The organism is Streptomyces sp. ALB3, assembly GCF_044385685.1.
GTDB lineage: Bacteria > Actinomycetota > Actinomycetes > Streptomycetales > Streptomycetaceae > Streptomyces.
This window is the reverse complement of record NZ_JBISCE010000038.1, coordinates 70,570-85,090: the sequence shown is the minus strand read 5'-3', so window position 1 is coordinate 85,090 and position 14,521 is coordinate 70,570. Positions and strand designations below refer to the sequence as shown.

Annotated in this window: 11 protein-coding genes and 1 tRNA gene; 9 read left to right on the top strand and 3 right to left on the bottom strand. The window is 70.7% G+C overall.

Annotated elements, in window-relative coordinates; genetic code table 11:
• The first annotated feature begins 45 nt into the window (after positions 1-45).
• From ACHFIV_RS24170 to ACHFIV_RS24155, 4 genes are all read left to right on the top strand, one after another.
• A tRNA-Pro gene (locus ACHFIV_RS24170) sits at positions 46-119 on the top strand.
• A 734-nt stretch (positions 120-853) separates the two neighbouring features.
• Positions 854-3,055 (top strand): discoidin domain-containing protein, encoded by a 2,202-nt coding sequence (locus ACHFIV_RS24165; protein ID WP_398972747.1) that lies wholly within the window; start codon positions 854-856, stop codon positions 3,053-3,055.
• A gap of 256 nt (positions 3,056-3,311) precedes the next feature.
• Positions 3,312-5,492 (top strand): discoidin domain-containing protein, encoded by a 2,181-nt coding sequence (locus ACHFIV_RS24160; protein ID WP_398972744.1) that lies wholly within the window; start codon positions 3,312-3,314, stop codon positions 5,490-5,492.
• A 137-nt stretch (positions 5,493-5,629) separates the two neighbouring features.
• A complete protein-coding gene (locus ACHFIV_RS24155) occupies positions 5,630-6,721 on the top strand; it encodes a DUF1996 domain-containing protein (protein ID WP_398972742.1) in 1,092 nt (363 codons plus the stop codon).
• 150 nt (positions 6,722-6,871) lie between these two features.
• Here the strand turns inward: ACHFIV_RS24155 and ACHFIV_RS24150 are convergent, their stop codons facing one another.
• The 3 genes from ACHFIV_RS24150 to ACHFIV_RS24140 form a co-directional block, all read right to left on the bottom strand.
• Positions 6,872-7,114 carry a DUF6411 family protein gene (locus ACHFIV_RS24150; RefSeq protein ID WP_398972739.1) on the bottom strand — a complete coding sequence of 81 codons (243 nt, stop codon included), beginning with the start codon at positions 7,112-7,114 and terminating at the stop codon, positions 6,872-6,874.
• Positions 7,115-7,340: 226 nt separating this feature from the next.
• On the bottom strand, positions 7,341-7,907 hold the full coding sequence (locus ACHFIV_RS24145) for a type 1 glutamine amidotransferase domain-containing protein (protein ID WP_398972736.1): 567 nt from the start codon (positions 7,905-7,907) through the stop codon (positions 7,341-7,343).
• A gap of 132 nt (positions 7,908-8,039) precedes the next feature.
• Positions 8,040-8,501: a DUF5709 domain-containing protein gene (locus ACHFIV_RS24140; protein ID WP_398972733.1), complete on the bottom strand. Its 462-nt coding sequence runs from the start codon at positions 8,499-8,501 to the stop codon at positions 8,040-8,042.
• A gap of 529 nt (positions 8,502-9,030) precedes the next feature.
• Between ACHFIV_RS24140 and ACHFIV_RS24135 the strand changes: the two genes are divergently transcribed.
• The 5 genes from ACHFIV_RS24135 to ACHFIV_RS24115 all read left to right on the top strand — a co-directional run bounded on the left by ACHFIV_RS24135 (position 9,031) and on the right by ACHFIV_RS24115 (position 14,513).
• Entirely contained in the window at positions 9,031-10,662 is a 1,632-nt protein-coding gene (locus tag ACHFIV_RS24135) for a diacylglycerol kinase family protein (RefSeq protein WP_398973016.1), read from the top strand.
• A gap of 1 nt (position 10,663) precedes the next feature.
• Positions 10,664-11,617 carry a YihY/virulence factor BrkB family protein gene (locus ACHFIV_RS24130; RefSeq protein ID WP_398972730.1) on the top strand — a complete coding sequence of 318 codons (954 nt, stop codon included), beginning with the start codon at positions 10,664-10,666 and terminating at the stop codon, positions 11,615-11,617.
• Complete coding sequence (locus ACHFIV_RS24125) at positions 11,618-12,400, top strand: phosphatase PAP2 family protein (protein WP_398972728.1); 783 nt, start codon at positions 11,618-11,620, stop codon at positions 12,398-12,400. It begins immediately after the preceding gene.
• A 58-nt stretch (positions 12,401-12,458) separates the two neighbouring features.
• Complete coding sequence (locus tag ACHFIV_RS24120) at positions 12,459-13,085, top strand: alpha-ketoglutarate-dependent dioxygenase AlkB (protein WP_398972725.1); 627 nt, start codon at positions 12,459-12,461, stop codon at positions 13,083-13,085.
• Positions 13,086-13,196: 111 nt separating this feature from the next.
• The gene (locus ACHFIV_RS24115) at positions 13,197-14,513 is read left to right on the top strand and encodes an acetyl-CoA carboxylase biotin carboxylase subunit family protein (protein ID WP_398972722.1); all 1,317 of its coding nucleotides are present in this window, start codon (positions 13,197-13,199) and stop codon (positions 14,511-14,513) included.
• The last annotated feature ends 8 nt before the right edge of the window (positions 14,514-14,521 follow it).

The following is a 14,521-nucleotide window of genomic DNA, read 5'->3' as shown; positions in this document are numbered from 1 at the left end:
TGTTTGTCCTGCGCCGCCGCCCGGGAACGCCGGGAGGAAGTGCATCGGGACGTAGCGCAGCTTGGTAGCGCACTTGACTGGGGGTCAAGGGGTCGCAGGTTCAAATCCTGTCGTCCCGACTCGAGAGAGTCGCAGGTCAGGGCCGGTTTCGGAGAAATCCGAGACCGGCCCTTGATCATTTTTGGGGACCAGTCGGGGGCCAGCTGGAGGTCCGGCGTCCTTGACCGGGTCAGCGGGTCGTGACGCTGGGGCTCGTTGAGCGTGGTGCGCGCACTACGTTGAAGTGGGCGGAGAGTGCCGTCCCGGCCGCCGTGAGCGTGTGGACCTCCGGTTGCGGGTGGTGGTCGGTGATCCTGCGGACGACGCGTACATGGACCCCGGCAGGTGCCCCGGAGCTCGTGGCGACGCAGATGCTCGTACCCGAGCTCGGTGACCACGTCGTCCCAGTGTGGGGCTCCCTCGGCGTGCGCGAGGTCGACATGGCTGACGGTGTGCGGAAGTTCGGGGCGGGCGAAGAGCGCCACGGGAATCCGGGCGGCGCGGCCTGGACAAACACGACCAGCGCACCATCCCGTAGTGCCCTGGCTACATGTACGGGGAGTTCCGGGCCCTCCCAGCCAGCAGGCCGCCGCCGTGTGCCGTGGTCCGGCACAGCCCGTACCGGCCCGCCGGCCGATGCCAACTGCGTTGCTGCAGGGCATCAGTTGCTCATCACGGAGTCATCCGACCGTATGCGGTCTTAAACTTAATGGAAGTCTAAAGAAAAGTCGGTCCGAGTCCTTGACCGCACCCGCAGGAACAGGCCAAGGTCTGGAGAGCGCTCTCCCGTTTCAGGTTTGTTAAGGAGCCCTTCATGCCTGTTGGCCTTCCGGTCGCAGCACCATCTCGCAGACGCCGTCATCTTTCAGCCCGTAAGGGCATCGCCGGGGCGATAGCCGCCGCAGTGGCGGGCAGCCTGCTCGCGCTGGCCCCCGCCACGACGGCACAGGCCGCTCCCACCCTGCTCTCGCAGGGGAAGACGGCCACCGCCTCCTCCACCGAGGGCCCCGCGTTCGCCGCGAGCGCCGCGGTGGACGGCAACCTCACCGGCACTCGCTGGGCCAGCTCCTGGCAGGACGCCCAGTGGCTCCAGGTCGACCTCGGCAAGAGCGCCACGCTCAGCCGCGCCGTCCTGACCTGGGAAGGCGCCTACGGCAAGAGCTACCAGATCCAGTCCTCGGAGAACGGCACCGACTGGCGGACCGTCACCGCCGTCAGCGCCGGTGACGGCGGCACGGACGACGTCACCCTGTCCGGGACCGGCCGGTACATCCGTATGAACGGCCTCACCCGGGCCACCGGATACGGTTTCTCCCTCTGGGAGTTCCAGGTCTACGGCAGCACCGACGGCGGGGGCCCGACCCTTCCCGGCGGCGGTGACCTCGGTCCCAACGTGCATGTCTTCGACCCGTCCACGCCCGGCATCCAGACCAAGCTGGACCAGGTCTTCCAGCAGCAGGAGTCGGCCCAGTTCGGCGCCGGCCGGCACGCCTTCCTGTTCAAGCCGGGTACGTACAACGGTCTGAACGCGCAGATCGGTTTCTACACCCAGATCGCCGGTCTCGGACTGCGCCCGGGTGACACCACCATCAACGGTGACGTGACCGTCGACGCCGGCTGGTTCAACGGCAACGCCACCCAGAACTTCTGGCGCGGTGCGGAGGGCCTGACCCTCAACCCGGTCAGCGGCACCAACCGGTGGGCGGTCTCGCAGGCGTCCTCGTTCCGCCGCATGCACGTCAAGGGCGGTCTCAACCTGGCGCCGAACGGCTACGGCTGGGCCTCCGGCGGCTACATCGCCGACTCCAAGGTCGACGGGCAGATCGGGAACTACTCGCAGCAGCAGTGGTACACCCGCGACAGCTCCATCGGCGGCTGGTCCAACAGTGTCTGGAACCAGACGTTCTCCGGCGTGGAGGGTGCTCCGGCCAACGCCTTCCCCGAGCCCCGCTACACGACGCTCGACACGACGCCGATCTCCCGCGAGAAGCCGTACCTCTACCTCGACGGCAACGAGTACAAGGTGTTCGCGCCCGCCAAGCGCGTCAACGCCCGTGGCACCAGCTGGGCGAACGGCACTCCTCAGGGTGAGTCCATCCCCCTGAGCCAGTTCTACGTGGTCAAGCCCGGCGCCACCGCCGCCACGATCAACCAGGCGCTCGACCAGGGCCTGCACCTGCTGTTCACCCCGGGCGTCTACCACGTCGACCGGACCATCAACGTGAACCGGGCGAACACCATCGTCCTCGGCCTCGGCCTCGCGACGATCATCCCGGACAACGGCGTCACCGCGATGCGGGTCGCCGACGTCGACGGCGTCCGGCTCGCCGGCTTCCTGATCGACGCGGGGCCGGTCAACTCCCCGACGCTGCTGGAGATCGGGCCGCAGGGCGCAGCCGCGGACCACGCCGCCAACCCCACCACCGTGCAGGACGTCTACATCCGCATCGGCGGCGCACACGTCGGCAAGGCCACGACCAGCATGGTCGTGAACAGTGACGACGCGATCATCGACCACACCTGGGTCTGGCGCGCCGACCACGGCGAGGGCTGGGGCTGGGAGACCAACCGCGCGGACTACGGCGTGCGAGTCAACGGTGACGACGTGCTCGCCACCGGCCTGTTCGTGGAGCACTTCAACAAGTACGACGTCGAATGGTACGGCGAACGCGGCCGGACCATCTTCTACCAGAACGAGAAGGCGTACGACGCCCCCAACCAGGCCGCCATCCAGAACGGCGCCACGAAGGGGTACGCCGCCTACCGCGTCGACGACTCGGTGAACACCCACGAGGCGTGGGGGCTGGGAAGCTACTGCAACTACAACGTGGACCCGACCATCGTCCAGGACCACGGCTTCAAGGCACCCGTGAAGCCGGGCGTGAAGTTCCACAGCCTCCTGGTGGTGTCCCTCGGCGGCATGGGCCACTACAACCACGTCATCAACAACACCGGGGCGTCCACCATCCCCGCCGGCACCTCGACCGTGCCCTCCACCGTCGTGTCCTTCCCCTGACGGGCCGTCGCCTCCCTGCCGGACTCCGGTAACGCGACGGAGCCGACCGCAACTCCCCGGGCCGGGTGAACAGTCCCCGCGCCCCGGCCCGGGGCACTTACCGCACCACCCGACCAGCCAGGACGTCCTGACCCGGGCGCGTCACTCAGAGTGACATGGGCATGCCACATCCGTCGGACCCGAGAGAGCGCCGCATCGGCGGGTGAGCCCTTCCGGAAGCTGGTCCCACGTCGCCGCCTTCACCTCAGGAGCCGCAATGTTCCATCCCCCCTCCGTGACCGCACCAGCCCGCCGCACGCGCGGCGCGGCGGCGGCCCTCACCCTCGGAGCGCTTCTCGCCACCTCCCTCACCACCCTCGCCACCGCCCCCGCCGCGAGCGCTGCGGAGTCCCTGCTGTCCCAGGGCAAGCCGGCCAAGGCCTCCTCGCAGGAAGGCGAGGCCTTCTCCGCCGCCGCCGCGGTCGACGGCAACCTGACCGGTACCCGGTGGGCGAGCCAGTGGAGCGACGCCCAGTGGTTCCAGGTCGACCTCGGCGCGAGCAAGAACCTGAGCCGCGTCGTCCTGACCTGGGAGGGCGCGTACGGCAAGAACTACGAGATCCAGGTCTCGGACAACGGCACCGACTGGCGTACGGCGAAGACCGTCACCGGCAGCGACGGCGGCACCGACGACCTCGCGATCTCCGGTTCAGGCCGGTACGTGCGCATGAACGGCCTCGTCCGCTCCGGTGGCTACGGCTACTCCCTGTGGGAGTTCCAGGTCTACGGCGCCGACGGCGTGACCGATCCTCCTCCGGCCGGCGCGGTCAAGGTGACCGGTTCGCCGGGGAACTGGCAGCTGACCGTCGGCGGCCAGCCGTACACCGTCAAGGGTCTCACCTGGGGCCCGGCCATCGCGGACGCCCCGAAGTACATGCCGGACCTGAAGTCCATGGGCGTCAACACCGTCCGCACCTGGGGCACGGACGGTGGCACCAAGCCCCTGCTGGACGCCGCGGCCGCCCAGGGGCTGAAGGTCGTCAACGGCTTCTGGCTCCAGCCCGGCGGCGGCCCCGGCTCCGGTGGCTGCGTCAACTACGTCACCGACACGACGTACAAGAGCACCATGCTCACCGAGTTCGCCAAGTGGGTCGACACCTACAAGTCCCACCCGGCGACGCTGATGTGGAACGTCGGCAACGAGTCCGTCCTCGGCCTGCAGAACTGTTACGGCGGCACCGAGCTGGAGGCCCAGCGCAACGCGTACACGTCCTTCGTCAACGACGTCGCCAAGAAGATCCACTCCATCGACCCCGACCACCCCGTGACCTCGACGGACGCCTGGACCGGCGCTTGGCCGTACTACAAGCGCAACGCCCCGGACCTCGACCTGTACTCGATGAACGCCTACGGCGACATCTGCGGCGTGCGCCAGGACTGGATCGACGGTGGGTACGACAAGCCGTACATCATCACCGAGACGGGGAACGCCGGTGAGTGGGAGGTGCCCGACGACGTCAACGGCATCCCCGACGAGCCCACCGACGTCCAGAAGGCCGAGGGCTACACCAATGCCTGGGGCTGCATCACCGGGCACCGGGGAGTCGCGCTGGGCGCGACGATGTTCCACTACGGCCTCGAGCACGACTTCGGCGGTGTCTGGTTCAACCTCCTCCCGGACGGCCTCAAGCGCTTGTCGTACTACGCGGTGAAGAAGGCGTACGCCGGCTCCACCACGGGCGACAACACCCCTCCCGTCATCACCGACATGACCGTCACCCCGGCCACCTCGGCCCCGGCGGGACGTGAGTTCACGGTCCGCGCCGACATCCGGGACCCCGACGGCGACCCGGTCACACCCAAGATCTACCTGAGCGGAAACTACGCCAACGGCGACAAGCGTCTCGTCGACGCGCAGTACCGCTCCCTGGGCAACAACACCTTCGCCGTCACCGCACCCGAGAAGCTCGGCGTGTGGAAGGTCTACATCCAGGCCGAGGACGGCCGCGGCAACGCCGGCATCGAGACGAAGTCGGTCAAGGTCGTCGCCCCGCCCGTCACCGGCACGAACATCGCCCTGAACAGGCCCGCCACCGCCTCCTCCGCCCAGGCCTCCTACGGCGACTGCCCCTGCCCCGCCTCCAACGCCTTCGACGGCAAGACCGGGACGCGCTGGGCCAGCGACTGGAGCGACCCGCAGTGGATCCAGGTCGACCTCGGCTCGGCCAAGCCCATCCGCACACTCCAGCTCGTCTGGGACCCCGCCTACGCCAAGTCCTACGAGGTCCAGGTCTCCGACAACGGCACGACCTGGCGGACCGTCCACACCACCAACACCGGCAACGGTGACATCGACACCATCGAGGCCGCCACCACCGCCCGGTACGTCAGGCTCCAGCTGACGGCCCGCGGCACCGGGTGGGGCTACTCGCTCCACGAGTTCGGCGTCTACAGCTGACGAGCCGGACCCCATGACGGGTGGCGGGGCCCGCTGCTCGGCCCCGCCACTCCGGCACCACCGCACGGGAAACCCCTCACACCGGTCGCGTGGCGCGTTCGCGTCCACGCGAAACCCCCCATGGGCAGGAGATCCCCATGAGATCGAGTCCGAAAAGGCTCCCCGCACTCCTCCTCGGTACGGCCCTTGTCGCCGGCGTCCTCGGCATCGGCACCATGGCCTCCGCCGCGGACACGGACAACAGCGCCCCGCCCTCCGCCGTCGCGGCCGACGCCCACAGCGGACACGTCACGGCCGTGTCCACCCGGGCCTCGGGCGACGACGCCGACGGAGACGGCTACATCCCGGCCGTGCCCCAGGTCACCGGAGCCGTTCCGTCCACAGCCACCCCGCCGCCGGCCTACCACCACGAGTTCCAGGCCGGCTGCGCCGTCACCCACACCGCGCCGGACGACCCGATCGTCTACCCGGGCCAGTTCGGCAAGTCCCACGACCACACGTTCATGGGCAACACCTCCACCGACGCCGCCAGCACCACCGGCTCGCTCTACGGAGGGAACACCACCTGCAAGGCGCCCGCGGACGCCTCCGCGTACTGGATGCCCTCGCTGTACAAGGGTGACCAGAAGATCCTGCCCGTCGGTCCGCAGGTCATCTACTACAAGGCGGGCGTCACCGACTACCGGAGCGTGCGGCCCTTCCCCAAGGGTCTGCGGTTCGTCGTCGGCAACCCGATGCAGAGCGCCGGGGAGTTCCGCGGCCACAAGGGCTTCGTCGAGGGCTGGGAATGCGGTGACAGCTTCTTCAACACCGACTTCCCGGCGAACTGTCCGAATCGGCCCGACGTACAGCTCAACCTGCGCATGCAGGCCCCCAGCTGCTGGAACGGCCTGTACCTCGACACCCCCGACCACCAGAGCCACATGGCCTACCCGGTGGTCAAGCCCGGCACCAACGACAACATGTGCCCGGCCTCCCACCCCGTCGCCCTGCCGATGATCGAGTTCAAGATGGCGTGGCCGGTCAACGGGGACATGTCCCAGGTCCGCCTGGCCAGTGGCCGCGGCTACTCCTTCCACTACGACTTCTTCAACGCGTGGGAGGAGCGCACCCTCAAGGCCCTGGTCGACCACTGCATCGTCGGCGGCCTGCAGTGCGACACACGGGGCTTCGACCTCTACCGCCCCGAACGCGGGACCGTGCTGAACGCGGACCACCGACTGCCCTGAGCCGGCCGGCGATGCGCACCGGCCCGGTCGCCCTCTCCCGCACCCGGGGCGACCGGGCCGTCCGCTCGCGAGCACGAACAGAGCCGGGCGGCAATCTCGCCGCCCGGCTCTCGTGTCTGCGGTACCTCACTGCGGAAGTCGGTGTGACGGTCAGAACGGCATGCGACCGCGTGCCCGGCGGCCGGCGGAACCGCTGTTGCCCACAGCCTTGGAGCTGCTGCGGAACGGCTTGCTGAAGAGTCGGCCCAGTACACCCGGGGCCTTGCCGCCGACACGTGACCCGGCACCGAGGGTGCGCTGGGTGCCACGTTCGGGGTGGCGGGACAGGCGGGGCACGAAGAAGGCGAGGACGGCCAGAACGATACAGACAGCGACGATGCCGACAATCATCATGAAAGACTCCCAGAGTTGATGTGTCCTGCCGTCTGCCCTCCCTCACCCCTGGTATGCGCCACCACTCGTACGGCCTGTCGACGGGCACCGGTCCACGGCACGGATCCCGGGACCGGACGGCAGCCGGGCCCGCCCGCGGCGGCGCCGTGGCGTGAGGCGCCACAACGGAACGCGCGGGCGGGGACAGCCGTCCCCGCCCGCGCGTTCCGCCCGTGTCCCGCCCGCGTCAGGACTGCCCGGCGAGCGCCGTTCCGATCTCCCGCACGAACGGTTCCAGGTCACCCGGATTCCGTGAGGTGATCAACGTCCATCCACCGGAACCGTCCGTCACGACCGCTTCGTCGGTCCAGTCGCCACCGGCGTTGCGGATGTCCGTCCGCAGCGAGGCGTAGGAGGTCAGGCGCTTGTCCGTGACGACGCCTGCTTCGACCAGTGCCCACGGGCCGTGGCAGATGGCCGCGACGGGGCGTCCGGAGTCCGTGAAGGAACGGACGATGCCGGTCGTGGCGCTCTGGAGCCGGAGGGTGTCGGCGTTGAGTGTGCCGCCCGGGATGAGCAGCAGATCGTACGCCGCGGGGTCGGCGTCGGCCAGTGTGAGGTCGGGGCGGACGGTCTTGCCCGGATCCTTGTCACCGACCAGCGTCACGATGTCGTCCATCGACACGGCCGCGACGTCGACCTGGGCTCCCGCACCACGGAGGTGTTCGAGAGGCACCAGGAGTTCGTCCTGTTCCACGCCGTAGTTGGTGACCACGGCCAGAACCTTCCGCTTGGTCACGTTGTTGTCGGTCATCGGCTGTCACCTTTCCTCCGAGCGGTCCACCGGATCGTGGCCCGCGGTCGTGGGGTTCCCCTGATCGGCCGGGGTATGCGCGCCGGGCCCGGAGAGCTGACCGGGCGGGCCGGGCCGGCGGAAAGCGGCTGCTCAGACCCCGTCGTCGTCCTGGATGTGCACTGCCGCCTCCTCGGCGGAGGCCGCGCCACCGTCGATACCGACGTCGCGGCCCAGCACCCTGTTGTTGCGGTCGGGCCCCGGTTCCTCGTCTGCCGCCGCGACGCGGCCGGCCCGCCGGCCGCCGGCGTCGACCTCCTCCGGTCCGTTGTCCTCCGGACCGTCGTCGGCCCCGTCCGCCAGGACCGGGTCCTCCTCGGGCACCTCCTGCGCGAGCCGGCGGTCGAGGGACTCGCCCTCCCGCTGCTCCTCGCCGGTCGTGCCGTACTTGGTCACGCCCAGGGGCTTCTCCGGCGGGGAGTATCCCGTGTCCAGCATGTCGTCCAGATCGGGCTCGTCGATCACGTTCTCCGGATCGAGATCGTCGGTCGGCCGGTTGTCCGCGTCCGAACCGTCGGGCTGGTAGACGTCGTCACCGCGTCCTGCTTCCGACATCGGGCCGCTCCTTCCCTCGAGGTTGCCGTATCCGCCGTCGCCCCCGACGGGGACGGACGGCATCGCCGCTCTCCTGCCCACGCGCGCGCATCTCAGTGATGCGCGTTTCCCGGTCGCCGCCCGCCCTGCCGGCCCTCCGCGCTTCGGCTGCCGCCCGGACGAAAGCCCTGGTCAGGGACTTCGCGCTCGTACGCCGTCGGCCCCGGCAGCTTATGACCGATCCCCGGTCACTGCGACCGGACGGGACGTGGACCCGTGCCGGACCAGGGGCCGGTGCCCGGTGGCAGGTCTGGCCGGGCCAGGAGCGGGCAGACGGCGAACGCCGGGCCAGCCCCCGGCCCACTCGTAGCCCGACGGGCACCGAAGCGACGGGAAAGACATGCCGACCGACACACCGGAAAGACGGACAGCCCTCCCCGGCGGGCCTGTCGCCGCCCTGCCGCCCCCCGGTGACGAGCACGTCCCGGCCGTGCCGACCCGGTCCGGCGCGGAGCGTCCGGCTCCTACCACCGAGCCGGCCGCCGGGGGCATGGGCCGGGCCGTGGGGGTGATCGTCTCGGCAGCCGTCTGCCAGGCCGCGATGATGGTGGGGCTCGGACTCCTGGTGACCGGCCCGGCGGCCGAGGTGTGGCCCCTGGCGTCGGAGGACGAGGTCGCCGACGCGCTGGCTGATGCCCGTACCGGAACGCTGGACACGGTGTCCTTCGTCGTGTCGGAGGCGGGGGACACGGCCACGGTCGTGGCCGGGACCCTCCTCGCCTGCCTCGTCCTGCTCCTGGCCCCGCGGCTTCCCCGATGGCGGGACGCACTCTTCCTGGCCGTCGCCGTCTCGCTCCAGTCCCTGGTCTTCCTGGTCATCACCGAGGCGGTCGACCGCACCCGGCCGGATGTCGACCGGCTCGACGCGGCGCCCCCCACGTCCAGCTACACCTCTGGCCACACCGGCGCGGCCACAGCCCTCTACGCGGGGCTGGCCGTCCTGGTCCTGCACCGGGCCAGGGGGCCGTGGCGCAGGCCGGTGGCGGTGCTGCTGGTTCTCGTGCCCCTGCTGGTGGGGATCGCGAGGGCCTACCGGGGGATGCACCACCCGACGGACATCGCGGGCGGCCTCCTCAACGGAGGGCTCTCTCTGCTGATCGTCGGCCGTGCCCTGCTGGCCGGGCCGCACGTGCCCGCCGCCGTGCCGGCCGGTGTGGCGGCCCGTCGGCAGCCGGCCCTCCGGACTTCGCCCGGGCACACCCCCGGCCGCACCGCGGTGGTCTACAACCCCACCGTGACCGACGAGGCGGTCCGCGCCGGTCTGCGGCGGGTTCTCGAGGACCACGGACACCGGGGAGCCGAATTCGTGCCGACCACGGCCGACGACCCCGGGGAAGGACAGACGGCACGCGCGGTGCGGGAAGGGGCGTCACTCGTCGTCGTCTGCGGGGGTGACGGGACGATCCGCGCGGCCGCTGAGGCGCTGGCCGGCACGGGCGTGGCGCTGGCTGTGGTGCCCTGTGGCACGGGCAACCTCCTCGCCCGCAACCTGGGCCTCCCGGTGAGGCCGGCCCAGGCGCTCGCCGACGCGCTGCGCGGTGCTCCGCACCGTATCGACCTGGGGCGGATCGAGGGGGACGGCATGGCTCCCGCGCACTTCACGGTGATGTCCGGCGCAGGTCTCGACGCCGCGATGCTCGAGAGCACCAGTGACCGCGCCAAGGCGCTGCTCGGCTGGCCCGCCTACGTCATGGCGGGCCTGCGGGAACTGCGGGCGCCCCGGATGCGCCTGACCGTGGGTGTCGACGGGGCGCGACCCCTGCGCCGCACCGCCCGGATGGTGCTCGTCGCCAACACCGGCAAGGTGCAGGGCGGCGCGGCCCTGGTCCCGGCCGCCCGGCCCGACGACGGCCTGCTGGATCTGATGATCCTCGACCCGCGCGGACCCGCGGGATGGCTGAGGGCCCTCGCCTCGCTGGTGCGCCGCCGGCCGGCGGGAGGGACCGGCCGCGCGGGCGGTCCCCGTCCCGTGGAGTACTTCACCTTCCGCCACGCGGAGATCCTGTTCGAGGTCCCGCAGCCACGCGAGCTGGACGGCGACCCGGTGGCCCCGGGCCGGCGCATCAGCGCCCAGGTCAGGCCCGGGGCGCTGACCGTACTCATACCTGTGCGAGAGGAGTGACATGGGCACCGCGACCCGGGTCCCGCAGACCCGTGACATGGTCGGCAGCGAGCTCTCCGGTGACGAGGCGCTGGCGACCCTCCGCCGCTACGGCCGCTGGCCGCTGCTGCGCGACTCCTTCGTCCGTTTCCGGTACGCCGACGGCTTCAGCCACTCGCGCGCGCTCGCCCTGCAGACCGTGCTCGCCGTGGTGCCGCTGGTCATCGCCTTCGTCGGGCTGTCCACGGCGCTGCACACGGAGAACCTCGGCAGGGTCGCGGAACTGACGATCCACCGGATCACCGCGGGTCCGAGCTCCGAGGTGGTCCAGGACGCGCTGGACCGGAGCCGGGGGAGGGACGACGACGGGGTGGAGATCGCCCTCTGGTTCGGACTGGTCTTCTCCCTGACCAACACCACGACCGCGATGTGCCAGATCGAGCGGGGGGCCAACCGGATATACGGGGTCGAGCGCGACCGGGTCTTCCACCGGAAGTACCTCCGGGGGCTCGTGATGTCGATGACCGCCGGGATCCCGCTCGGCGTCGGTTTCATCGCCATGGTGGCAGGCGGCGATCTCGTGGCGGCCGTCGTCGACGTGTACGACCTCGGAGCCGGCGCGCGGTCCGCATGGGACGTGCTGCGCTGGCCGGTGGGGGTGGTCCTCGTGATCCTCTCGGCGAGCGCGATCTTCCGCCGCTCGCCCAGGCGCCGGCAGCCGGGCTACACCTGGCTCGCCTTCGGCGCCGCCGTGTACCTGGTGCTCTGGACCACGCTGACCTGGCTGCTCAGCCTCTACCTCGAGGTCAGCGGTTCGTTCGACACCGTGTACGGACCGCTCACGGCCTTCATGTCCCTGCTGCTGTGGGCCTACCTGACCTCCATCGCCCTCTTCCTCGGCCTCGCCTTCGCCGCCCAGCTGGAGGCGGTGCGGGCCAGGCTTCCCGATCCCGTACAACCCGACCCAGGAGTCTGAATGACCGCCCGACCCGCTGCCCCGGCACGACGACGGAGCCGCCGGGACGCCGACCGCAAGTTCGGGATCCGGCTGTTCGGGTCCGTGGCCGTCGCCGCGGTCGCCGCCGTCCTGTTCGGCCTCCTGCTGGTCCTCGTGGAGAGCGGGTGGGCTCCGCTGCGGCGTCTCGACGCGGGCGCGGCCCGGTGGCTGAACCGGGCCGCCCTCGACCATCCGGCGTGGACGGGCACCCTGCGCTTCCTCTCCGACGTGGTGTGGGACCCCGTGACCCTGCGCGCGGCGGTCGCGGTGCTCACCCTGTGGCTCGTGCACCGGCGCGCCTGGCGTCTCGCCGCGTGGTCGGCCGTCACCGCGGTGGCCGGAGGGCTGACGGGGCTGCTGGTGAAGACCGTCGTCGAGCGGGCGAGGCCTGCTCTGCCCGACCCGGTCGCCCACGCCCCCGGATTCTCGTTCCCCTCCGGCCACGCCATGGCGGCCACGACCTCGTTCGCGATCCTGCTGCTCGTCCTCCTGCCGGTGGTGCGCCGCGGTTTCCGTCCGCTCCTCTGGGCCGTGGCGGCCGTCTCGGTGCTGGGCGTCGGATTCACCCGCGTCGCGCTGGGCGTCCACTGGTTCAGCGACGTGCTCGGAGGCTGGGTGCTGGGACTGGCGGTGGTGGCCCTGACCGGCTGGTCCTTCGAGGCCTGGCGCGCCGACGCGGGCCTGGGCCGGACCGCGGTGGCCGAGGGCCTGGAGCCGGAACTGGGCGGCGACGACCCCGAAGCGTCCGGACCCGCACGCTGACGTCCGGCCCGCAGACCTGATGGGAACGCATGTTCTAGTGACCGAGTAGGCTGGGTCCATGACCGCTCACCTCCAGGGTTCGCTGTTCGACCAGGCCGACCGGCCGCACCTGGGCCGTCTCACCGGGCTGCGCAGGACGGTCCTCGGCGACGGGGCGTGGATCGACCTGCTGCCGGGCTGGCTGAGCGGCGCGGACGAACTCTTCGCCGAGCTCGCGGCCTCGGTGCCCTGGCGGGCCGAGCGCCGGCAGATGTACGACCGGACGGTGGACGTGCCCCGGCTGCTCGCCTTCTACCGCAGCCAGGACGCCCTGCCCAGCCCCGTCCTCGACGAGGCCCGCGACGCGCTGTCCGCCCACTACGGCGACGAGCTGGGCGAGCCCTTCACCACGGCCGGACTCTGCTACTACAGGGACGGGCGCGACAGCGTCGCGTGGCACGGCGACCTGACCGGACGCAGCTCGCACGAGGACACGATGGTGGCGATCCTGTCCCTCGGTGCCCCACGCGACCTGCTCCTGCGGCCGTGCCGCGGCGGCGACACCGTGCGCCGGCCGCTGGGTCACGGCGACCTGATCGTCATGGGCGGCTCCTGCCAGCGCACCTGGCAGCACGCGATCCCCAAGACCGCGCACGCCCGGGGTCCGCGGATCAGCGTCCAGTACCGCCCCCGGGGAGTGCGCTGACGCGGTCGCGAACGCCGGGACAGCCGTTCCGGAACGGGTCCGCATGTCCGCCGCCCGTCAGGGCACGCGCCTGTGGAGTGCACGAACACGTCCTTCGGAAGGGGCACCCACATGTCGCAGGCGCAGCGCAAGAACATCTTCGTCGTCGGCCTGGACGACTCCAACCTGCCGACCCTGCAAGCGGTTCCGGACGCCGACGCCTACCGTTTCCACCGCCTGCTGACCGTCGCCGAACTCCAGGAGGGCGAGGTTTCCGTGCCCGACCTGATGGACCGCGCCCGGGCCGTCCTCGACGCGCACGACGGCAGCATCGACGCGATCGTCGGGTACTGGGACTTCCCGGTGAGCACCCTCGTCCCGATGCTCGGCAAGGAGTACGGCGTACGTACCACCAGCCTCGAATCCGTCGTCAAGTGCGAGCACAAGTACTGGAGCCGGCTCGAACAGCAGAAGGTCATCGACGAGTACCCGCGCTTCGGCCGGGTGGACCTGGACACCGACGATCCGAAACCGCCCGAGGGTGTGAACTTCCCCATGTGGCTCAAGCCGGCCCTCGCCTACTCGTCCGAGCTGGCCTTCGGGGTCTCGGACATGACGGAGTTCCGCAAGGCCGTCGACGAGATCCGGGCAGGCATCAGCCGGGTCGGCAGGCCCTTCGACTCCGTGCTCGACCTCCTGGACCTCCCCCCGGAGATGGAGGGTGTGGGAGGGCAGGTCTGCCTGGCCGAGGAGGCGATGACCGGGATCCAGGTGGCCGTCGAGGGATACGTGTACCAGGGCAAGGCGCATGTCTACGGCGTGCTGGACTCGATCAACTACCCGGCCTCCCCGTGCTTCCTCCGGCATCAGTACCCGAGCAGCCTCCCCGCCCCGGTGGTCCGCAAGCTGCACGAGGTCAGCGAGCGGACCATGCAGCAGATCGGCATGGAGTCGGCCACCTTCAGCATCGAGTACTTCTACGACCCGAAGACCCAGGACGTCCGCCTGCTGGAGATCAACCCCCGGCACTCGCAGTCCCACGCCGAACTCTTCGACTACGTCGACGGCGTACCCAACCACCACCGCATGATCAGCCTCGCCCTGGGCCGCGACCCGGCGCTCACCGGCGGCAAGGGGCCCTACGCCATGGCCGCCAAGTGGTACTACCGCTGGTTCGGCGACGGGAAGGTGCACGAGGTACCCACCCCGGAGCGGATCGCCGCGATCGAGCGCGAGATACCCGGCGTGCGCATCGACGTGGTGCCCGAGGAGGGGCAGAAGCTCTCCACGGTCTCCCAGCAGGACAGCTACAGCTACGAGGTGGCACACATCTTCACCGGCGGCGACGACGAGCAGGACCTGCGCCGCAAGTTCGACCGGTGCGTGGCCGCCCTCGGACTCACCTTCGACGAGACCGAGCCGGGAGGCCGCGGCACGAAGACCCGGTGAACCGGCAG

Bases quoted from the DNA above. Each gene is read 5' to 3' on its own strand.
- ACHFIV_RS24165 (WP_398972747.1), top strand. From the start codon at position 854: ATGCCTGTTGGCCTTCCGGTCGCAGCACCATCTCGCAGACGCCGTCAT.
- ACHFIV_RS24160 (WP_398972744.1), top strand. From the start codon at position 3,312: ATGTTCCATCCCCCCTCCGTGACCGCACCAGCCCGCCGCACGCGCGGC.
- ACHFIV_RS24155 (WP_398972742.1), top strand. From the start codon at position 5,630: ATGAGATCGAGTCCGAAAAGGCTCCCCGCACTCCTCCTCGGTACGGCC.
- ACHFIV_RS24150 (WP_398972739.1), bottom strand. From the start codon at position 7,114: ATGATGATTGTCGGCATCGTCGCTGTCTGTATCGTTCTGGCCGTCCTC.
- ACHFIV_RS24145 (WP_398972736.1), bottom strand. From the start codon at position 7,907: ATGACCGACAACAACGTGACCAAGCGGAAGGTTCTGGCCGTGGTCACC.
- ACHFIV_RS24140 (WP_398972733.1), bottom strand. From the start codon at position 8,501: ATGTCGGAAGCAGGACGCGGTGACGACGTCTACCAGCCCGACGGTTCG.
- ACHFIV_RS24135 (WP_398973016.1), top strand. From the start codon at position 9,031: ATGGGCCGGGCCGTGGGGGTGATCGTCTCGGCAGCCGTCTGCCAGGCC.
- ACHFIV_RS24130 (WP_398972730.1), top strand. From the start codon at position 10,664: ATGGGCACCGCGACCCGGGTCCCGCAGACCCGTGACATGGTCGGCAGC.
- ACHFIV_RS24125 (WP_398972728.1), top strand. From the start codon at position 11,618: ATGACCGCCCGACCCGCTGCCCCGGCACGACGACGGAGCCGCCGGGAC.
- ACHFIV_RS24120 (WP_398972725.1), top strand. From the start codon at position 12,459: ATGACCGCTCACCTCCAGGGTTCGCTGTTCGACCAGGCCGACCGGCCG.
- ACHFIV_RS24115 (WP_398972722.1), top strand. From the start codon at position 13,197: ATGTCGCAGGCGCAGCGCAAGAACATCTTCGTCGTCGGCCTGGACGAC.